This window comes from Streptomyces sp. NPDC018045 (genome assembly GCF_044327445.1).
In the GTDB taxonomy this organism is placed as follows: domain Bacteria; phylum Actinomycetota; class Actinomycetes; order Streptomycetales; family Streptomycetaceae; genus Streptomyces.
The window spans coordinates 89,143-108,981 of the sequence record NZ_JBIRFL010000018.1; the positions used below are offsets into that span (position 1 = coordinate 89,143).

16 protein-coding genes and 1 riboswitch are annotated in these 19,839 nt (G+C 71.2%); of the genes, 9 read left to right on the top strand and 7 right to left on the bottom strand.

Going from position 1 to position 19,839, the window contains the following annotated elements; all coding sequences use genetic code 11:
- Nucleotides 1-85: 85 nt before the first annotated feature.
- From frr to ACH4EB_RS28995, 6 genes are all read left to right on the top strand, one after another.
- Nucleotides 86-643, top strand: a complete 558-nt coding sequence (frr, locus tag ACH4EB_RS28970) for a ribosome recycling factor (RefSeq protein ID WP_030017375.1) — start codon at nt 86-88, stop codon at nt 641-643.
- Complete coding sequence (locus tag ACH4EB_RS28975) at nt 643-1,782, top strand: phosphatidate cytidylyltransferase (RefSeq protein WP_398350837.1); 1,140 nt, start codon at nt 643-645, stop codon at nt 1,780-1,782. The genes frr and ACH4EB_RS28975 overlap by 1 nt, the downstream gene beginning before the upstream one ends.
- Nucleotides 1,783-1,907: 125 nt before the next feature.
- The gene (rlmN, locus tag ACH4EB_RS28980; protein WP_398350839.1) at nt 1,908-3,014 is read left to right on the top strand and encodes a 23S rRNA (adenine(2503)-C(2))-methyltransferase RlmN; all 1,107 of its coding nucleotides are present in this window, start codon (nt 1,908-1,910) and stop codon (nt 3,012-3,014) included.
- A gap of 33 nt (nt 3,015-3,047) precedes the next feature.
- Nucleotides 3,048-3,182: riboswitch (TPP riboswitch) on the top strand.
- Nucleotides 3,183-3,260: 78 nt separating this feature from the next.
- The gene (locus ACH4EB_RS28985; protein WP_398350841.1) at nt 3,261-4,340 is read left to right on the top strand and encodes a thiamine ABC transporter substrate binding subunit; all 1,080 of its coding nucleotides are present in this window, start codon (nt 3,261-3,263) and stop codon (nt 4,338-4,340) included.
- Between the two features lie 56 nt (nt 4,341-4,396).
- A complete protein-coding gene (locus ACH4EB_RS28990) occupies nt 4,397-6,010 on the top strand; it encodes an ABC transporter permease (RefSeq protein WP_398350893.1) in 1,614 nt (537 codons plus the stop codon).
- The gene (locus tag ACH4EB_RS28995) at nt 6,011-7,072 is read left to right on the top strand and encodes an ABC transporter ATP-binding protein (protein WP_398350842.1); all 1,062 of its coding nucleotides are present in this window, start codon (nt 6,011-6,013) and stop codon (nt 7,070-7,072) included. It begins immediately after the preceding gene.
- A 317-nt stretch (nt 7,073-7,389) separates the two neighbouring features.
- On the opposite strand, the gene ACH4EB_RS29000 is transcribed toward ACH4EB_RS28995, so the two are convergent.
- The 6 genes from ACH4EB_RS29000 to ACH4EB_RS29025 form a co-directional block, all read right to left on the bottom strand.
- Nucleotides 7,390-8,469: a hypothetical protein gene (locus ACH4EB_RS29000; protein WP_398350844.1), complete on the bottom strand. Its 1,080-nt coding sequence runs from the start codon at nt 8,467-8,469 to the stop codon at nt 7,390-7,392.
- A 275-nt stretch (nt 8,470-8,744) separates the two neighbouring features.
- On the bottom strand, nt 8,745-9,935 hold the full coding sequence (locus ACH4EB_RS29005) for an LOG family protein (RefSeq protein WP_398350845.1): 1,191 nt from the start codon (nt 9,933-9,935) through the stop codon (nt 8,745-8,747).
- Nucleotides 9,936-10,272: 337 nt separating this feature from the next.
- On the bottom strand, nt 10,273-11,484 hold the full coding sequence (locus ACH4EB_RS29010) for a hypothetical protein (protein WP_398350846.1): 1,212 nt from the start codon (nt 11,482-11,484) through the stop codon (nt 10,273-10,275).
- Nucleotides 11,466-12,197, bottom strand: a complete 732-nt coding sequence (locus tag ACH4EB_RS29015) for an ABC transporter ATP-binding protein (RefSeq protein ID WP_398350847.1) — start codon at nt 12,195-12,197, stop codon at nt 11,466-11,468. The genes ACH4EB_RS29010 and ACH4EB_RS29015 overlap by 19 nt, the downstream gene beginning before the upstream one ends.
- Before the next feature lie 967 nt (nt 12,198-13,164).
- Nucleotides 13,165-14,526: an aspartate aminotransferase family protein gene (locus tag ACH4EB_RS29020; protein ID WP_398350849.1), complete on the bottom strand. Its 1,362-nt coding sequence runs from the start codon at nt 14,524-14,526 to the stop codon at nt 13,165-13,167.
- 2 nt (nt 14,527-14,528) lie between these two features.
- Nucleotides 14,529-15,002, bottom strand: a complete 474-nt coding sequence (locus ACH4EB_RS29025; RefSeq protein WP_398350850.1) for an Lrp/AsnC family transcriptional regulator — start codon at nt 15,000-15,002, stop codon at nt 14,529-14,531.
- 179 nt (nt 15,003-15,181) lie between these two features.
- Between ACH4EB_RS29025 and ACH4EB_RS29030 the strand changes: the two genes are divergently transcribed.
- Together ACH4EB_RS29030 and ACH4EB_RS29035 are read left to right on the top strand one after the other, a co-directional pair.
- Entirely contained in the window at nt 15,182-16,636 is a 1,455-nt protein-coding gene (locus ACH4EB_RS29030) for a gamma-aminobutyraldehyde dehydrogenase (RefSeq protein ID WP_398350852.1), read from the top strand.
- Between the two features lie 118 nt (nt 16,637-16,754).
- Nucleotides 16,755-17,939, top strand: coding sequence for a spermidine/putrescine ABC transporter substrate-binding protein (locus ACH4EB_RS29035; RefSeq protein ID WP_398350854.1), 1,185 nt, complete (start codon nt 16,755-16,757; stop codon nt 17,937-17,939).
- Nucleotides 17,940-17,960: 21 nt separating this feature from the next.
- Here ACH4EB_RS29035 and ACH4EB_RS29040 read toward each other — a convergent pair whose 3' ends face one another.
- Nucleotides 17,961-18,911, bottom strand: coding sequence for a hypothetical protein (locus ACH4EB_RS29040; RefSeq protein ID WP_398350855.1), 951 nt, complete (start codon nt 18,909-18,911; stop codon nt 17,961-17,963).
- Between the two features lie 311 nt (nt 18,912-19,222).
- Between ACH4EB_RS29040 and ACH4EB_RS29045 the strand changes: the two genes are divergently transcribed.
- Nucleotides 19,223-19,756 (top strand): HXXEE domain-containing protein, encoded by a 534-nt coding sequence (locus tag ACH4EB_RS29045; RefSeq protein ID WP_398350856.1) that lies wholly within the window; start codon nt 19,223-19,225, stop codon nt 19,754-19,756.
- Nucleotides 19,757-19,839: the final 83 nt, after the last annotated feature.

Here is a 19,839-nt window from a genome sequence, read left to right on the forward strand (position 1 = left end):
TGGCCTGCCGGTCGGACACCGTGCAGGAGAAGACGCGCGGCAGGGGCGAGGCTCTGCTTCTTACCGAAAAGACCAGGAGCAAGTGGTGATCGAAGAGATCCTCCTCGAGGCCGAGGAGAAGATGGAGAAGGCCGTCGTGGTCGCCAAGGAGGACTTCGCCGCGATTCGCACCGGACGTGCGCACCCGGCGATGTTCAACAAGATCGTGGCGGACTACTACGGCGCCATGACGCCGATCAACCAACTGGCGTCGTTCTCGGTGCCCGAACCGCGGATGGCCGTGGTGACCCCGTTCGACAAGAGCGCGCTGCGCAACATCGAGCAGGCGATCCGGGACTCCGACCTGGGCGTCAACCCGAGCAACGACGGCCACATCATTCGCGTGAACTTCCCGGAGCTCACCGAGGAGCGCCGCCGGGAGTTCATCAAGGTCGCCAAGAACAAGGCCGAGGACTCGAAGATCTCGATCCGCAGCATCCGGCGCAAGGCCAAGGAGACCCTCGACAAGCTCGTCAAGGACAAGGAGTCCGGCGAGGACGAGGTGCGCCGTGCGGAGAAGGAGCTCGACGACACCACCGCGAAGTACGTCGCGCAGGTGGACGAGCTCCTCAAGCACAAGGAATCCGAGCTCCTCGAGGTCTGATGAACGAGTCATCCTGGGGGGCCCCGCCTGGCGTCGGCCAAGCCGGTCAATGGGGACCACCCGACCAGGGGCCCGCCGGTTCGGCGGGTCCCGTGCACGACTGGGGCGCGGCGGCGCAGACTCGCCCCATGCCCATCGTGCCCGACGCAGGCGGACACCAGGACGACGACCGGAGCTCTCTGGACGACGTCCGGGACCACCGGGACGACAGGGGGGCCGCTCGGCTGAGCGGCCCCTCGTTCCGCGACGAACAGCCGCAGGAGCCCATGCCCACCTCTTTGCCGGGGCCCGACAGCTCACAGCAACCCCACAAGCCGCAGAAGAAGAGCGCGGGACGTAATCTCCGGGCCGCCATAGGGGTCGGCGTCGGCCTCGGCGCGGTCATCCTCTTCTCGCTCTTCGTCTACAAGCCGCTGTTCGTGGGCGTGATAGTCATCGCGGTGGTCGTGGGCCTGTGGGAGCTGACCTCGCGGCTGGCGGAGCGCAAGGACGTCAAGGTCCCCTTGGTCCCGCTGGCGCTCGGCGGTACGGCGATGGTGGTCGCCGGCTACGTGCGCGGCGCCGAGGGCGCGTGGGTGGCGATGGCGCTCACCGCGCTCGCCGCCCTCGTATGGCGCATGACGGAGGCTCCCGACAACTACCTTAGGGACGTCACGGCAGGCGTCTTCGCGGCGTTCTACGTGCCGTTCCTGGCGACGTTCGTGGCGATGATGCTCGCCGCCGACGACGGACCGCAGCGCGTCCTGACGTTCCTGCTGCTGACCGTCGTCAGCGACACGGGCGCGTACGCGGTGGGCTGGCGCTTCGGCAAGCACAAGCTCGCCCCGCGCATCAGCCCCGGCAAGACCCGCGAGGGGCTGTTGGGCGCGGTGCTGTTCGCCATGGTCGCGGGCGCGCTGTGCATGGAGCTGATCATCAAGGACGGCGTCTGGTGGCAGGGCCTGCTCCTGGGTATCGCCGTGGCGGCCAGCGCGACGCTCGGTGACCTCGGCGAGTCCATGATCAAGCGGGATCTCGGCATCAAGGACATGGGCACGCTGCTGCCCGGCCACGGCGGCATCATGGACCGCCTGGACTCCCTGCTGCCGACCGCCCCGATCGTCTGGCTGCTGTACGTGATCTTCGTCGGCTCCGGCTGACCAGCGGTTTTCCGGACGTACGTAGGGCCCGCCACTCCGCGTGGCGGGCCCTACGTACGTCCCGGGAGCGCCCGCGGATCGCGTCGGCGATCGTCACTTCGTACGTCTGCGACACTGGATGAACCATGCCTAAGCCCGGAGAACTCACTTTCGTCGCGCCGCGCGGAGCCAAGAAGCCCCCGCGGCACCTTGCCGATCTCACCCCCGCCGAGCGGCGCGAAGCCGTGGCCGCGGCCGGTGAGAAGCCGTTCCGCGCCAAGCAGCTCTCGCAGCACTACTTCGCGCGGTACGCGCACGACCCGGCGGAGTGGACCGACATCCCGGCCGCGGCGCGGGAGAAGCTGGCGTCGGAGCTGCTGCCCGAGCTGATGAGTGTGGTGCGGCACATCTCCTGTGACGACGACACCACCCGCAAGACGCTGTGGAAGCTCCACGACGGCACCCTCGTGGAGTCCGTGCTGATGCGCTACCCGGACCGGGTCACGATGTGCATCTCGTCGCAGGCCGGGTGCGGCATGAACTGCCCGTTCTGCGCGACGGGGCAGGCCGGCCTGGACCGGAACCTCTCCACCGCAGAGATCGTTCACCAGATCATCGACGGCATGCGGGCGCTGCGCGACGGTGAGGTACCGGGTGGGCCGGCCCGGTTGTCCAACATCGTCTTCATGGGCATGGGCGAGCCGCTGGCGAACTACAAGCGGGTCGTGGGCGCGATCCGGCGGCTGACCGACCCCGAGCCGGACGGGGTGGGCCTGTCGCAGCGTGGCATCACGGTGTCCACGGTCGGTCTCGTCCCGGCGATGCTGCGCTTCGCGGACGAGGGCCTGAAGTGCCGGCTCGCGGTGTCGCTACACGCGCCCGACGACGAGCTGCGTGACACCCTCGTCCCGGTCAACACGCGCTGGAAGGTGCGTGAGGTGCTGGACGCGGCCTGGGAGTACGCGGAGAAGTCCGGCCGGCGGATCTCGATCGAGTACGCCTTGATCCGGGACATCAACGACCAGGCGTGGCGTGGTGACCTCCTGGGCCGTCTGCTCAAGGGCAAGCGCGTCCACGTGAACCTGATCCCGCTGAACCCGACGCCCGGCTCGAAGTGGACCGCGTCGCGTCCCGAGGACGAGAAGGCGTTCGTCGAGGCCATCGCCGCGCACGGGGTGCCGGTGACCGTCCGCGACACGCGCGGGCAGGAGATCGACGGCGCCTGCGGGCAGCTCGCCGCCTCGGAGCGCTGAGGGCCCGCTGGTACTGTGTGATCGAACAAATGCACATTCCGACAGGGGAGCGCCACAGCGCTGAGAGTGCGGCAGTGTCACGGACCGAGCGTCACGGACACCGAGGTGCCGCAGACCCTTGAACCTCGCCCGGGTCATTCCGGGTAGGAAGTTCGGTCGTCACTCATGCTGTTGCGCCCCATCCGGACTGCTCCGTGCAGCGCCGGGTGGGGCCGCGTCTCTTCCTGGCCAGCCAGGAGGAATCCAGTGAGCACCACCAGAAGGATCGCCGTCACGGCGCTGGCCGTCGCGGCCGGCATGACGGCGCTCGCCGCATGCGGCTCGGGCGGCAGCGGCGGCGGCAAGGACCCGAAGACCGTCACGCTCGTCAGCCACGACTCCTTCAACGTCTCCAAGTCCGTGCTGGCGAAGTTCACCCAGCAGACCGGTTACAAGGTCGACGTCCTCAAGGGCGGGGACGCGGGCAAGGCCGTCAACCAGGCGATCCTCTCGAAGAGCAACCCCCAGGGCGACGTCTTCTTCGGCATCGACAACACGCTCCTGTCGCGCGGCCTGAAGGAGGGGCTCTTCAGCCCGTACCAGACCAAGGGGCTGGCGAGCGTCCCCGAGGAACTGCAGCTCGACAAGGCGGAACACCGGGTGACGCCGGTCGACTACGGCGACACCTGCGTCAACTACGACCGGGCCTACTTCGCGGAGCACAAGATCGCACCGCCGCGGACCTTCGACGACCTGCTCAAGCCCGAGTACAAGGGGCTGCTGGTCACCGAGAACTCCGCCACGTCGTCGCCGGGGCTCGCCTTCCAGCTCGGCACCATCGCCAAGTACGGCGAGTCCGGCTGGCAGGACTACTGGAAGAAGCTCAAGAACAACGGCGTGGAGGTCGTCGACGGCTGGGAGCAGGCCTACAACGAGCGGTTCTCGGGTTCGGCGGCCGGTCAGGGCAAGGGCGACAAGCCCCTGGTGGTCTCCTACGCGTCCAGCCCGCCCGTGGAGGTGCTCGGCAAGAAGCCCGCGCCCGAGGAGGCCCCGACCGGAGTCGCGACCGGCACCTGCTTCCGGCAGATCGAGTTCGCGGGCCTGCTCAAGGGCGCCAAGAACGAGAAGGGCGGCCAGGCGCTGCTGGACTTCCTGCTGAGCAAGGAGTTTCAGGAGGACGTACCGCTCCAGATGTTCGTCAACCCGGCGCGTAGGGACGCGAAGCTGCCGGAGCTGTTCACCAAGTACGGCGAGAAGATCGACAAGCCGGAGACGGTGGCTCCGGAGGACATCACCGAGCACCGCGAACAGTGGATCAAGCAGTGGTCCTCGCTCGTCCTGAAGTAGCCGGCGCCGAGAAGCGGGCACGCCGCGCACGGGGCACGGCCACGCGGCTCGCCCTGATGGCCCTGCCGCTCGCCTTCTTCGCACTGTTCTTCGCCTACCCGGTCGCCGCGATCGTCGGGCGCGGGCTGAAGGACGGCGGGCAGTGGCGGCTGGGCCGGGCCGGGGAGGTGCTCTCCGACCCGGATGTTCTGCATGTCCTGTGGTTCACCGTCTGGCAGGCGGCGGCCTCGACCGGGCTCACGCTGCTGATCGCGCTCCCCGGCGCGTATGTCTTCGCGCGCTTCGAATTCCCCGGAAAGCAACTGCTGCGGTCCGTGGTCGCGGTGCCGTTCGTGCTGCCGACGGTGGTGGTGGGCTCGGCGTTCCTGGCGTTGGTCGGGCGTGGCGGGGTGCTGGACGACCTGTGGGGCGTACGGCTGGACACCTCGGTGTGGGCGATCCTGCTGGCGCATGTGTTCTTCAACTACGCCGTGGTCGTACGGACCGTCGCCGGCCTCTGGGGGCAGCTCGACCCGCGGCAGGAGGAAGCGGCCCGGGTGCTCGGGGCGTCCCGCTGGGGCGCCTGGCGGCGGGTGACGCTGCCCGCCCTGGCGCCGGCCGTCGCGGCCGCCGCGTTGATGGTCTTCCTCTTCACCTTCACCTCCTTCGGGGTGGTGCAGATTCTGGGCGGCCCGACGTTCTCCACGCTGGAGGTGGAGATCTACCGGCAGACCGCCGATTTCCTGGACCTCCCCACGGCCGCCGTCCTCACCATGCTGCAGTTCGCCGCCGTACTGGCCCTGCTGGCCCTGCACGCCTGGACCGTACGGCGCCGGGAGGCCACCCTCACGCTCGTCGACCCGGCGCAGACCGTGCGGCGGCCTCGCGGCGCCGGCCAGTGGGCACTGCTGTGGGGGACGCTCGCCGTGATCACGCTGCTGCTGGTGGTTCCGCTGGTGGTGCTGATCGAGCGCTCCTTCGCCGGGCCGGACGGCTACGGACTGGTCTTCTACCGGGCGCTGCGGTCCGCCGCCTCGATGGACAGCACCTTCGCCGTCGCCCCGCTGAACGCCCTGGGGAACTCGCTCGCCTACGGCGCCGCCGCCACCCTGATCGCCCTGGTGGTGGGCGGGCTGGCGGCCGCCGCGCTGACGAGGCGGGGCGGCAGGCTGGTGCGGGGGTTCGACGCGTTGCTGATGCTGCCCCTCGGGGTTTCGGCCGTGACCGTCGGCTTCGGTTTTCTGATCACTCTCGATGAGCCGCCGCTCGATCTGCGGTCGTCGTGGTGGCTGGTGCCACTGGCCCAGGCGCTGGTCGGTGTCCCCTTCGTCGTACGCACCATGCTGCCCGTGCTGCGCGCCGTGGACGAGCGGTTGCGCGAGGCGGCGGCGGTGCTGGGGGCCTCGCCGTGGCGGGTGTGGCGCGAGGTCGACCTGCCGCTGGTGCGGCGGGCCCTGCTGGTCGCCGCGGGATTCGCCTTCGCCGTGTCGCTGGGCGAGTTCGGCGCGACGGTCTTCATCGCACGGCCGGACCACCCGACGCTGCCGGTGGCCGTCGCGCGGCTGCTGGGACGCGCCGGAGAACTCAACTACGGGCAGGCGATGGCGCTGTCCACGATCTTGATGGTGGTGTGCGCGGGCGCGCTGCTGGCGCTGGAGCGCATCCGTACCGATCAGGCCGGAGAATTCTAGATGGCGGAACACGCTGACACAGCGACGGACCAGGCGCTGCTGCGGCTGGAGGACGTCACCGTCCGCTTCCGCGACGGGCAGCCGCCCGCGCTGGACGCGGTGCGTCTGGACGTCGCCGAGCAGGAGATCGTCTGCGTTCTGGGGCCCAGCGGCAGCGGGAAGTCCACCCTCCTCCGGGTCGTCGCGGGGCTGCGGCCCGCCGACGCGGGACGCGTGTTCCTGGAGGGCCGGGACCAGTCGGGCGTACCGACGCACCGGCGCGGTGTCGGGCTGATGTTCCAGGACCACCAGCTCTTCCCGCAGCGCGACGTGGGCGGCAACGTGGCCTTCGGCCTGCGCATGCGCGGTGCCTCCCGCCCCGAGCAGGAGCGCACGGTGGCCGGCCTTCTGGACCTCGTCGGCCTTCCGGGCGCGCAGCGGCGCGCCGTCGCGGCGCTGTCCGGCGGCGAGCAGCAGCGGGTCGCGCTGGCCCGGGCACTCGCGCCGCAGCCCCGGCTGCTGATGCTGGACGAACCGCTCGGCCAGCTCGACCGCGGTCTGCGGGAACGCCTGGTCGTAGAACTGCGGCGGGTGTTCGGCGAGCTGGGCACGACGGTGCTGGCGGTGACCCACGACCAGGGGGAGGCGTTCGCCCTGGCCGACCGGGTGGTGGTCATGCAGGAGGGGCGGATCGCGCAGAGCGGCACGCCGCTGGAGGTCTGGCAGCGTCCCGCCACCGAGTTCGTCGCCCGCTTCCTCGGCTTCGACAACGTGGTGGAGGCGACCGTACGGGGCGGGTCCGCCGACACCGCGTGGGGCAAGCTGCCCGTGCCGGAGGGCACGGCGGACGGTCCGTGCCGACTGCTCGTCCGCCCGGCCGGGGTACGGATCACGACCGCGACGGAAGGGCTTCCGTGCACGGTCGTGGCCCGCACCTTCCGCGGCACCCACGTCACGCTCCTCCTCCAGCCTGCGGGCGGCCCGCAGGTGGAGGCCGCTTGCGCGCTGCGCGACGCCCCGGAGGACGGGGAGCGGGTGGGCGTCCGCTTCGCGGCGGAAGACATCGTGGTGCTGGACCGCTGACGGGCGGCGTTGTACGGGCGGGGCGCGGGGCCCCGGTGACTGGACTGCCCGCGGGGCCAGCCCATCGGGCGCTCACCGGGGCGTCAGCCGCTGGGCCTGCGCACCACCAGGCCGAGTCCGTACGCGAGGAGCACCCACCCGAGCCCGGTTGCGCAGGCCCATCTTCGTGCAGGCACGGGGCGGTTTTCGACGGCCGCAGTCAACAGTCCATGTGCGGTCGCCGACTCCCTCGTGCGGATGCTCCTCCCCCCGGGGCCACGCGTGGCCCCGGGGGGAGGGACGGTCGTGGGTCGTGAGGGGTGGGGCCTGAGGCCGCCCTAAGACGAGCTGGTGCGGCTGCTTGCCGGGTCGGCCTGCTCGGTACCGGACCGGTCGTCGCCGCTGCTCGCCGGCTGCCCGACCAGTGCCTTCGCTCCCTCGGTGGACGCCGTCGCCGCACCAGGGGCGTGCGAGCGGCCGCCCGGGGCCCCGTCCGGGGCGCCCGCCGCGCCTGGCGCCGCGGCGTCGGGCGATCCGGCGGCGGAGCCGTCTTCCGGCTCGCCGAACCAGGCGACCGCGACGGCGCCGGCCACCGCGACGACGAAGCCGAGTACGGCGACCCACGCGAAGCCCGGGCGGGAGGAGTCACCGAGCCACAGCACGCCGAGGATGCCCGGCACCACCGTTTCGCCCACCACCAGCGCCGCCGTGGCGCCGTTGACCGAACCGATCTGTAGGGCCACCGTGTGCAGGTACATCCCGCCGATCCCGGCGACCAGGATGGCGTAGAGGGCGGGGTCGGCCAAGAGCGTGGGCAGGTGGAACGGGTCGACGCCGCTCAGTACGCGTACTCCGACACCGAGCGCGCCGAAGCCCAGGCCGGACAGCAGACCGGCGAGAATCGCGGCGCGGCTGCCGAGCAGTCGGACGGCCAGCGTGCCCCCGCCGATCAGCACGATCGAGGCGACGAGCAGCCACCAATGCGTGGTCGTCGACGCGTCACCGCCGCCCTCCGGCCCGGCCGCCGTCGCCAGCAGGACCAGCGCCGAGCAGACCACGGCGATCGAGGCCCACTCGGGCCGGTTCAGCCGGATGCCGAGCAGCTTGATGCTGAGTACGGCGGTGATCACGAGGTTGGCGCTGATGACCGTCTGCGAGAGGAACAGCGGCAGCAGCCGGGCGGCCAGCGCGCCGAGGCCGAACCCCACGAAGTCCAGCACCGTGCCGACCATGAACTCCCACGTCACGGCAGCCTTGGCGGTGGAGGAGAGGCTGGGCCCGCCATGCTGGGTGACGCCGGTCGTGGACGCGGCAGCCGCCTCCCGGCGCGCGGACTTGCGCGATCCCACCGCTTGCAGGACCGACCCCGTGCCGTAGCAGACCGAGGCCGCTACCGCCGTCAGAAGACCGATGACCACCAAGAACTCCGTTCGCGCACTGCATGGATTTACCTGTGCATTACCTGGCTAGCCAGACGTGGATTCGGGGACGGGAGTTGCCTCGGACGGTCAGACAGATGCATCCGGGGCGGAAGGAAAGGACGCATCAGGCCGGTGGCCGGACCGGGCGGGTACCTTCCGGCGGGGCGCAACGAGCCGGTCGGCGAGCTGCCCCTGGCTTCCGGCGGTTCGTTCGTTTCAAGCCGCCAAGCCGCCAAGCCGCCAAGCCGCCAAGCCGCCAAGCCGCCAAGCCGTCAGGCCGTCGGGCCCGTTCCGGGAGCGGAAGCGGGAGTGTCCGTGAGGCGGGCCAGCACCTCCGGAGCCTGTTCCACCGAGTCGACCAGAGCGATCTTGTCGGACATGGCGCGCTCCGCGGCAAGCGCTTGCAGCAGCGGCCAGGCCGGCAGCCTCTCGGTCCAGTGGACACGGTCGACGAGGACCATCGGGGTCGGTTCACCCCGCGAGCCGTAGTAGTTCGGGGTCGCGTTGTCGAAGATCTCCTGCACGGTGCCCGCCGCCCCGGGCAGGAAGACGACTCCGGCGTTGGAACGCGCCAGGAGACCGTCCTCGCGGACCGCGTTGACGAAGTACTTGGCGACGTGGGTCGCGAAGGCGTTCGGCGGCTCGTGCCCGTAGAACCAGGTGGGAATGCCGACCGAGTCGCCGCCGTCCGGCCAACGGTCGCGTACCTCGAAGGCGGCCCGCGCCCAGTCCGTCACCGAGGGGCTGAAGTGCGGCACCTTGGCGAGGAGAGCGAGGCTCTCGTCGAGCATGGCGTCGTCGAAGGGGGCGGTGTACGCACCGAGGTTCGCGGCCTCCATCGCGCCCGGGCCGCCGCCCGTGGCGACCGTCAGGCCGGTACGGGCGAGCTGACGCCCGAGGCGGGCCGCGCCGGCGTACGCGTCGGAACCGCGTTCCAGCGCGTGCCCGCCCATGATGCCGACGACGCGGGCGCCGGCGAGGTGCTCGTCCAGCGCGTCGGAGATGGCGTCGTCGTGGATGCCGCGCAGCATGGAGGCGAAGACGTCGCCGTCCGACATGGTCCGCTGGTACCAGTCGTAGGCCTGGGCGTCGGGAGTGGCCGGGTAGCCGGTGTCCGTGGCGAGGGCCTCGAAGAGTTCGCCGGGCGAGTAGAGACCGGCGCGGTACGGGTCGAAGGGCAGATCCGGTATCGGCGGGAAGACCAGAGCGCCATCCGCGCGCACGCTCGCGGCGGCCTCCGGCTCCATTCGGCAGCCGAGGAATACGGCGTCGGCGGCCGGCGTGCCGAGCAGGGCGGAGGTGCGGCCGGTCAGGTCCACGGACTGGACGCGATAGCCGCGGAGGCTGCCCGCGGCCAGGACGCGGTCGAATGCGGCGAGTGTCTCGATCTCGCGGTCGCTGCCGCGACGCTGCGATCGGTCGATGGGGCAGTGGGGCGTGGGGGACTCGGAGTTCGGCTGCACGCCCGCCATGGTAGGCGGGGGGTGCCGAGGCCTGGGGCGAGGGCCGGGGGCTGGGTGGGGCGCCCGCGTGGGGCGTCTATGAGGGCGTTGGGCATTGAATGACCTGGCCCCGGTGGCCCTGGCGGGCCGGGGAGTCCGGTAGCTCCGGTGGGCTCGGTGGACGTGGTGGCTCTGGGAGGGGGCGGGGGGGCTGGAAGTGAGGCAAGGCAGGACGGGGCGAGGCGGGGCAGGACGGGGCGAGATGGGGGCGGGACGGGACGGGGTGAGGCGGGGCAGGACGGGGCGAGATGGGGGCGGGACGGGACGGGGCGAGGCGGGCGTGGGCTGGGTGTCGGGGTCAGTGGAGAAGGGGAAGTGCGGCGAGTTCGGCGATGGCCCAAGTCAGGGGGCCCAGGACGAGAAGGAGGGCCAGGATGCGCAGGGCGGAGGCGCGGTGGAGGAGCGAGCGGGGAGCACCGAGGCGGCGGAGGGCGGCGGTGGTGTGAGTACGGGCCCAACGCGCCTCCAGGGCCGCCGTGAGGGCGCTGGCGGTGACGCAGGCCAGGACGAGGGCCCCGCCCAGTCCCGCGAGGGGGCCGAACGGCCGGGCGGGGGCGGCTTCGTACACCTTCGCCGCCGCGTACGTACCGGAGGCGACCGCGCAGAGTACGCCGAGCGGACGGCCGATACGCCGGGCCTCCTCCTGGAGGACGCGGCCCGCGAGGAGGCGGACGGCGCCCGGGCGGCCGGCGGCGAGCAGGCGGCCGGACAACTGCGTCAGGCCTGGGCCCGCCAGCACCAGGCCGAGGGTGGACAGTGCCCAGCCCGCCAGAACTCCGGGCGGGCTGCCGATGAGGCGCTCGGGCAACGGGAGGAGAGCGTCGGACTCGGGCGCGCCTCGGCTGACGTAGGTCTCCAGGGCGAGACCGGCGGCCGTCAGCGTGATTCCCCACGGGAGCGCGGCGGGCATGGCGGAGCCGGTGCTGTTGGTTGCCATGGCCGTGAGGGGCTCGCCGGCTCCGGTGGCTGCCCCGGCCCCATGCCGGGCACCGCGAGCGTTCTTGCGGGGCCGTAGGACGACGGCGGTGGCGGCGGCCGCCAGCAGGGGGACGACGGTGAGCAGCAACAGTGTGCCGGCCGGCGGGAGTGGATGGCCGGCGCCGAGGAGTCGGCCGGCGGAATCGGTGGCGGTCGCGCCGCCCAGGTCGCCACGGAGCGCGAGGAAGACGAGCAGGGCGAAGAAGCTGCCCAGGGCGCAGGAGACGGCGGTGGAGGTGGCGGCGATCAGGGTCAGCCGGACAGGGCCCAATCCAGCGGCGGACATGCCCCGTTGAGGGCGTGAGGCGGGGTCGGTGCGGGCCGCGGACACGGCGAGCTGGATGGTGGCCGCGACCGGGACGGCACACCAGAGGAGGCGTACGAAGGAGTCCGTGGCCGTCGCCGGGTGGGCGGCGGCATGGCCTAGCGCGGCCAGCAGGAGGAAGCCGGTGCCGGCGGAAGCAGTGGCCACGAGCAGACGGCGCAACAGGACGAGGGGATGGGCCCCGCGGGTTAGACGGAGAGCGAGCACTCTGCCCTGCTTTCCTTGTCGGCGGCGGGGGCCCTGGGGCCGACACGGCGGCCGTCGAGGAGTGCCACGGTGCGGTCCGCGAGGGTGGCGGCCTCGGGCTCGTGGGTGGCGAGGACGACCGTGATGTCGTGGGAGCGGGCGGCTGTGGTGATGGCGCGCAGCACCTGGGCGGCGTCGGCGCGGTGCAGCGGCGCGGTGGGCTCGTCGGCGAACATGACCTGCGGTGCGCAGGCCAGGGCACGGGCGATGGCGATGCGCTGGCGCTGTGACTGGTCGAGGCGGCCGGGGCGTTGGCGGGCGCACATGCCCACGTCCAGCCGGTCGAGCCATTCGCCGGCGGTCTGTTTGGCGGTGCGGTGACTGACGCCGCGCAGCAGCAGGGGGAGGGCGGCGTTCTCCCAGGCGGTCAGTTCGGGGACGAGGTGCGGTTCGGTGTCGACCCAGCCGAAGCGGTCCAGGCGCAGCCGTTCACGGCTGATGGGGGAGAGGGTGTGCACGGGTGAACTGTTGAACCAGATCTCGCCGCTGTCCGGGGCAAGTTGGCCGGAAAGGCATCGCAGGAGGGTCGTCTTGCCGCAGCCGCGAGGCCCGGTGACAGCGAGGATCTCGCCCTCGCGGACACCGACGGAAACCCCCGCGAGCGCGGGGGAGCCGGCGTACGTGTGGTGCAGGCCGCGCGCCCAGAGAACGTCGTTGTCAGGTGGGGCCACCATCTGCGCACCTCATGCTCGTCGCGTCCGATCGTTCCCCCAACCGGGTGAACGACCATGGAGAGTATCGGTCACTGGCACGGTAAGGAGTGGCGACCCTCGGTATTCGGCGCTCGCCGCTTACCGCGGCACAGGTTCACTCAAATGGTGGCTTATATGAAGAATCCTGACCGACGGAGAAGGAGGGGGAGGAGGGGCGGTGGCAGCCGGAGGAGAGGGGCTCGGTGGCAGCGGCGTGAGTGGTCGACCGTCGAGGCGGGATGGGCGCGGCGCCGGAGCGCGGCGCACGCGGCAGGCGCCTGGGGCCCGCGCCCGGCCCATGCTCCATGCCACGCGCGCCATGCCGGGGCACGGGGCGGGCGCCTGGGGCACGGGGCCGGCCCGTATCCCAGGCCCTGTGCCCCAGGCAGCGCGCTTGGCCCGCGCCCCATGCCCCATGCCCATGCCCCATGATGCCGTGTGCTCGCCCATGCCCCGCGCCCGTGCCGCGCCCAGTGTGTCCCGCGCCCCATGCCCCAAAGGCCCGTGCCGCGCCCGCCCGTGACCCGCGCTCGCCTGTGCCCCACGCCCCGCTGCCGAAGTCCCGCCCCGCGCCCGCCCCATGCCGCGTTCGCCGTTCCCCGCGCCCGGCCCGTGCCTCATGTGACCCACACCCCCCCCGGGCGCAGCCCGCGCCGCCCCGCCCCCCCCCGGCGCCGCATGCCGCGCCCGCCCGTGACCCGCACTCTGGCGCCCCGTGCCGCGCCTGCCCGCGCCTCGCGCCCCGGCGCCGCGTGCTCCGCGCCCCCATGTCGGGCGTGCGGGTCCGCACGTGCGTGGCGTTGTTCGCATCGAGGGCGGGCGCGTGCACTCGTAAAGCCGCTCGCGTAGTGGCAGGCGTGCGGGCGCCGGGCCCCGGATCCCCCGGTGCCCGCCGCCCGGTGCCCGCCGCCCCACCGAAGCCTCCTGGCCTGGCAGCCCCGTCAGAGCGTCAGAGCTTGCTCCACGCCTCCGTGAGCGTCCCCCGCAGGATCTGCTCGATCTCGTCGAAGACCGGCCGGTCGGCGATGAGCGGCGGGGCGAGCTGGATGACCGGATCGCCTCGGTCGTCGGCGCGGCAGTACAGGCCGTTCTCGAAGAGGGCCTTGGAGAGGAAGCCGTACAGGACGCGCTCGGTCTCCTCGTCGTTGAAGGACTCCTTGGTGGTCTTGTCCTTGACGAGTTCGATGCCGTAGAAGAAGCCGTTGCCGCGGACGTCGCCGACGATCGGCAGGTCGTGGAGCTTCTTCAGCGTCGAGAAAAAGGTTTCCTCCGTGTCCAGCACGTGCTGGTTGAGGTTCTCCCGCTCGAAGATGTCGAGGTTGGCGCAGGCGACGGCGGCGGAGACCGGATGGCCGCCGAAGGTGTAGCCGTGCAGGAAGGTGTTGTCGCCCTTGTAGAACGGTTCGGCCAGCCGGTCGGAGACGACGCAGGCGCCGATGGGGGAGTAACCCGAGGTCATGCCCTTGGCGCAGGTGATCATGTCCGGCACGTAGCCGAACTTGTCGCAGGCGAAGACCGTGCCGAGCCGGCCGAAGGCACAGATGACCTCGTCGGAGACGAGCAGCACGTCGTGGCGGTCGCAGATCTCGCGCACCCGCTGGAAGTAGCCGGGCGGGGGCGGGAAGCAGCCGCCCGCGTTCTGCACCGGCTCCAGGAAGACGGCGGCGACGGTGTCCGGGCCCTCGAAGAGGATCTGCTGCTCGATCTGGTCGGCCGCCCACCGGCCGAACGCCTCGGGGTCGTCGCCGAAGAGCGGCGCCCGGTAGATGTTGGTGTTCGGCACCTTGTGCGCGCCGGGCACCAGCGGCTCGAACGGGGCCTTGAGGGCCGGCAGGCCGGTGATGGACAGGGCGCCCTGCGGCGTGCCGTGGTAGGCCACGGCACGCGATATCACCTTGTGCTTGGTGGGCTTGCCGGTGAGCTTGAAGTACTGCTTGGCCAGCTTCCACGCGGTCTCGACGGCCTCGCCGCCGCCGGTGGTGAAGAAGACCTTGTTCAGGTCGCCGGGCGCGTGGTGCGCGAGCCGCTCGGCCAGTTCGACGGCTTTGGGGTGGGCGTACGACCAGATGGGGAAGAACGCCAGTTCCTGGGCCTGCTTGAGCGCGGTCTCGGCGAGTTCGGCGCGGCCGTGCCCGGCCTGGACGACGAAGAGGCCGGCCAGGCCGTCGATGTAGCGCTTGCCCTTGTCGTCGTAGATGTTCGTGCCCTCACCGCGCACGATCGTCGGCACGGGGGCGTTCTCGTACGACGACATGCGGGTGAAATGCATCCACAGGTGGTCGTAGGCCGTCTTCGAGAGGTCAGCAGTCATGGCTATCTGGTTCCCCAGGTGTAGGTCTGCTTACGGAGCTTGAGGTAGACGAAGCTCTCGGTGGTCCGGACGCCGGGCAGCGTGCGGATCCGTCTGTTGATCATTTCCAGGAGGTGGTCGTCGTCCTCGCAGACGATCTCGATGAGGAGATCGAAGGAGCCCGCGGTCATGACGACGTATTCGACCTCTTCCATGGCCGTCAGGGCGTCGGCCACCGGGTCGAGGTCCCCTTCGACGTTGATCCCGACCATCGCCTGCCGCCGGAAGCCGACCGTGAGGGGGTCGGTGACCGCGACGATCTGCATCACGCCTTGGTCGAGCAGTTTCTGTACGCGTTGCCGCACCGCCGCCTCGGACAGGCCCACGGCCTTGCCGATCGCGGCGTACGGACGGCGGCCGTCCTCCTGGAGCTGCTCGATGATCGCCAGGGAGACGGAGTCGATCGACTGGGTGCCGTTTCTGTCACGAGTGGCCACGGCCCTCACTGTGCACGAGCCTCGTCAGTCCCGCAACCCCGATTCGATGAAATCAGTTGTCTGGAGATCGCGGCGCCACTGTTTTCGTTGTTCATCCGTTGTGGGTATGTCGAAAACGTCGCCTCCCTGGCTAGGGTGGGCATCTCAACCACTGGACACCTGACTAGGAGGGGTCGCCCGTGACCACCGAACTGCGTCGGCTGCGCAACTACATCGACGGGGAGTTCCGGGACGCCGCCGACGGGCGGACCACGGAGGTGGTCAACCCGGCCACGGGTGAGGCGTACGCCACCGCCCCGCTGTCCGCCGCAGCGGACGTCGACGCCGCGATGGCCGCCGCCGAGGCCGCGTTCCCCGCCTGGCGCGACCTGGTGCCGGCCGAGCGCCAGAAGGTACTGCTCAAGGTCGCCGACCGCTTCGAGGAGCGGGCCGAGGAGCTGATCGCCGCCGAGTCGGAGAACTGCGGCAAGCCGGTCGCGCTCGTGCGCTCGGAGGAGATCCCGCCGATGGTGGACCAGATCCGCTTCTTCGCGGGGGCCGCCCGGATGCTGGAGGGCCGCGCGGCGGGCGAGTACATGGACGGCTTCACGTCCATCATCCGCCGTGAGCCGGTCGGCGTCTGCGCGCAGGTCGCGCCGTGGAACTACCCGATGATGATGGCGGTGTGGAAGTTCGCGCCGGCGCTGGCCGCGGGCAACACCGTCGTCCTCAAGCCGTCCGACACCACGCCCGCCTCGTCGGTGCTGATCGCCGAGATCATCGGCGGCGTGCTGGACGAACTGGGCCACAGCCGCGGCGTCTTCAACGTCATCTGCGGCGACCGGGACACCGGCCGCCTGATGGTCGAGCACCGGACCCCCGCGATGGCCTCGATCACCGGCTCCGTGCGGGCCGGCATGCAGGTCGCCGAGTCCGCGTCGAAGGACCTCAAGCGGGTCCACCTGGAGCTGGGCGGCAAGGCGCCGGTCGTGGTCTTCGAGGACACCGACATCGCCAAGGCCGTCGAGGACATCTCCGTGGCGGGCTACTTCAACGCCGGACAGGACTGTACGGCCGCGACCCGCGTGCTCGTCCACGAGACCATCCACGACGAGTTCGTGACCGCGCTCGCCAAGGCCGCAGCCGACACCAAGACCGGCCCGGTGGACGACGAGGACGTGCTCTACGGCCCGCTGAACAACGCCAACCAGCTCGCGCAGGTCAAGCGCTTCATCGACGGCCTGCCCGCGCACGCCAAGATCGAGGCGGGCGGCCACCAGGTCGGCGAGAAGGGCTACTTCTACGCGCCGACCGTCGTCTCCGGCCTCAAGCAGGACGACGAGATCGTCCAGCAGGAGGTCTTCGGCCCCGTCATCACCGTCCAGTCCTTCCGGGACGAGGACCAGGCCGTCGAGTGGTCCAACGGCGTCGAGTACGCGCTGGCGTCCTCGGTGTGGACCAAGGACCACGCGCGCGCCATGCGGATGTCCAAGAAGCTGGACTTCGGATGCGTGTGGATCAACACCCACATCCCGCTGGTCGCCGAGATGCCGCACGGCGGGTTCAAGAAGTCCGGCTACGGCAAGGACCTCTCGGGCTACGGCTTCGAGGACTACACGCGCATCAAGCACGTGATGACGTCGCTGGACGGCTGAGCCCGTCCGCCGGGCGGCGCACCGCGGTGTGCCGCCCGTCACTCCGTCGTGGGCGGCGGCCCGGCAGTCGACGTTCTGTCGCTTGCCGCCGCTGCCCACACGCGTGAGAGTGCTCGCCATGGCTGAACTTTCGCGGCGTTCGCTGCTACGGGGCACGGTCGGTACGGGAGCGGTCGGGGCGCTGGCCCTGGCGGCGGCCGGATGCGGGGTGCCCGCCGCGTACGTCGGGCCGGCCGACCGCGCCGCGCCGGACCGCTCCGCCCGGGACCGGCGGCTGACCTTCGCCAACTGGCCGCTGTACATCGACGTGGACGAGCGCGACAAGCAGCGGAGGCCCACCCTGGAGGCGTTCGAGAAGCACTCCGGCATCACGGTGACGTACACCGAAGAGATCAACGACAACGACGAGTTCTTCGGAAAGATCAGCCCGGCGCTGATGAACCACCAGCCGACCGGCCGCGATCTGATCGTCATCAGCGACTGGATGTGCGGCCGCTTCGTACGCCTCGGCTGGGTGCAGGAGATGGACCGGGCCCGCCAGCCGAACGTCGCGCGGCACCTCGACCCGCTGCTGCGGGACCCGCACTTCGACCCGGGGCGCCGGCACTCCGTGCCGTGGCAGTCGGGCATCACCGGCATCGCGTACAACCGCAAGAAGCTCGGCCGGGAGATCCAGCACACCGCGGACCTGTGGAAGGACGACCTGCGCGGCCGGGTGACGCTGCTGTCCGGGCTGGACGAGTCCTTCGCCATGCTCATGCAGGGTGACGGCGTGGACATCACGCGGTGGACGGAGGATGACTTCTACCGGATGACGGGCCGGATCCGCCGCCTCGTGTCGAAGAAGCACATCCGGCGCTTCACCGGCAACGACTACATCAAGGACCTGGCCTCGGGAGACGTGCTGGCGGCCCAGGCGTACTCGGGTGACGTCATCCAGCTCAAGGAGGACAACCCGGACATCGAGTTCGTGGTGCCGCAGGAAGGCGCCGAACTGTGGGCCGAGAGCCTGATGATCCCCGGCCGCGCCGAACACAAGCGCAACGCGGAACGGCTGATCGACTTCTACTACCGGCCGGAGATCGCCGCGGAGCTGGCCGTCTGGGTCAACTACGTCTGCCCGGTACCGGCCGCACGGGACGTCCTCGCCTCCTCCAAGGACGAGGAACGCGCCGCGCTGGCCGAGGACCCGCTGATCTTCCCGGACGGCACCATGCGCAAGCGCCTCGCCATCGCCCGCGACATCACCTCCAAGGAACGCCCGGCGTTCGCCAAGGAGTGGAACGGCATCGTGGGGCTGTGAGGCGGCGGGCCGCCGCGCGGTTCAGCGGGGCGCGCCCCGGGCGATGGCTTTCTCCAGGGCCGTACGCAGGTGTTCGTACGTAGGGGCGAGCCGTCGGAGTCCCGCTTCCAGCGCTTGGTCGTCGCCTGAGACGGCGGGGTGTTGCAAGCTGCCGAGGATGCGGGACTGTTCGGCCAGGAGGGCGGCCGGGACGGTCAGGCCCAGCGGGGCCAGGCACGCGGCCGCGTCGTTGAGGCGACGGGCGCCGACCCGGATGGCGAAGGTGGTCAACAGATCGCGGGTCTCGGAGGACACGTCGCCCGTGGCGACCTGCTCCGCCAGTGCCTCGCTCGCGGCGGCTCCGCCCAGCGATCCGGGCGGCATCGGCAGGTCGTCGCGGCCGGCCAGCCACCGCACGGCGCCGGGCAGCGTCTGCCACAGGGCGTCCGCCGGATCGACGGCCCGCTCGCGTACGAAGGAGGAGCGCATCCCGTACGGGGCGTCGGCGTACGGCACCGTCTCCGCGCGCCATGCGCTGGCGAACGCCGGGGCGGGCAGCGTCGCGTACGGGTGTCCGTGCGGGTCGTGGAGGAGGACGGTGCCGTTCTCCACGGCGAGGACCACCACGTAGTGGTCGGCGCCGACCGCGGTGCCGGAGCCGGACTGGTGCAGCAGCAGGCCCATCTCCAGCGGGCCGGCCAGGACGGGGCCATCGGCGCACGCGGCGGCCAGTCGGGCCAGTGCCTCGTCCTGTGTGCCGCCCGCGCTGCGTACACAGCGTAGGCCGAGCGCCGATACGGCCGCGTCCAGACCGATTTCCGGGTACCAGCCGTACGGGTCGAACAGCGGCATGGTGCCGCCGATGAGCTGGAAGCCGAACGGCGAGCCCGTGAGGGTCTCGATGACGGCGGTCGACGGGGCGGCGCCGGAGCCGAGCACCATCGCGAGGGAACTGCTGTAGCAATACGGGCCGGAGCCGGTGTAGGTGAGCATGGGGTCCTCGGGTGAAGGGTTGGGGGGAAGGAAGAGAAGAGGGAGGTGGGGTCTGGGGCATGGCGCGTGGGGCCTGGGTCTGGGGCATGGCGCGTGGGGCCTGGGCCTGGGGCATGGCGCGTGGGGCCTGGGCCTGGGGAGTGGGGCGCTGGGGCATGGCGCACGGGGCATGGGGCGCGGGTGGTTGGTTGCGGGGTGTCCGACGGGGTGGGGCGTCTCTCAGTGGACGGCTTGACACGGTGGCAAGGTCAAGAGCTTTCGTAAGTGGCCGTATGAGATCGAGCTTTGGGGCCGTGCCAGACTCGACGCTCATGTCGAAGACCTCGCAGGATCTGAGTCCCGCCGTCACCTTCGGGCTGCTCGCCGCCTGGGCGGTGCACGACGCGGAGGAGGTGGCCTTCGGGCCACGCTGGATCCGGCAGAGCCTGCCGGAGCTGAGGAAACGATTCCCTGGAGCGCCGGAACGGCTCTGGAATGCTCTGGAAAACGTCGACCAGCGGGAGTTCACGCTCGCGGTGGGCGCCATGGCGGCGATCGTGGCCACCGCGTCGGCGCACGGGCACCGTACCGGCGGCCGCTCCGCGTTCTTCCAGGGCGCGGTGGACGGATTCGGGCTGCACGGCCTGGTGCACCTCGCACAGGCCGCCGCCGTACGTGGCTACACCCCCGGCTCGGTCACTTCACCACTGATCGTCATCCCGTACGCCCTGTGGGCGCGCGGCAGGCTGCGGCGCGCGGGGCGCATCAGGCCCACGGACCTGCGCGGCACGGTGAGCGGGCTGGTCACGGCCGGAGCGGCCACGGCACTGTCCCACATCGTGGCGCGACGGTTGATCAGGCGCTGAGCCAGCGGACGGCAAGCCGTGCGCGCAGGTCGAATCAGGCGGCATGCCGCACGCGTCGGAGCGCGGGGCGTACGGCGGCGGGG

Coding starts and splice junctions, on each gene's coding strand:
- ACH4EB_RS28990 (WP_398350893.1), top strand. CDS start 4,397: ATGGCCCTGCCGCTCGCCTTCTTCGCACTGTTCTTCGCCTACCCGGTC.
- rlmN (WP_398350839.1), top strand. CDS start 1,908: ATGCCTAAGCCCGGAGAACTCACTTTCGTCGCGCCGCGCGGAGCCAAG.
- ACH4EB_RS29015 (WP_398350847.1), bottom strand. CDS start 12,197: ATGGTGGCCCCACCTGACAACGACGTTCTCTGGGCGCGCGGCCTGCAC.
- ACH4EB_RS29040 (WP_398350855.1), bottom strand. CDS start 18,911: ATGCTCACCTACACCGGCTCCGGCCCGTATTGCTACAGCAGTTCCCTC.
- ACH4EB_RS29035 (WP_398350854.1), top strand. CDS start 16,755: ATGGCTGAACTTTCGCGGCGTTCGCTGCTACGGGGCACGGTCGGTACG.
- ACH4EB_RS28995 (WP_398350842.1), top strand. CDS start 6,011: ATGGCGGAACACGCTGACACAGCGACGGACCAGGCGCTGCTGCGGCTG.
- ACH4EB_RS29045 (WP_398350856.1), top strand. CDS start 19,223: ATGTCGAAGACCTCGCAGGATCTGAGTCCCGCCGTCACCTTCGGGCTG.
- ACH4EB_RS28975 (WP_398350837.1), top strand. CDS start 643: ATGAACGAGTCATCCTGGGGGGCCCCGCCTGGCGTCGGCCAAGCCGGT.
- ACH4EB_RS29020 (WP_398350849.1), bottom strand. CDS start 14,526: ATGACTGCTGACCTCTCGAAGACGGCCTACGACCACCTGTGGATGCAT.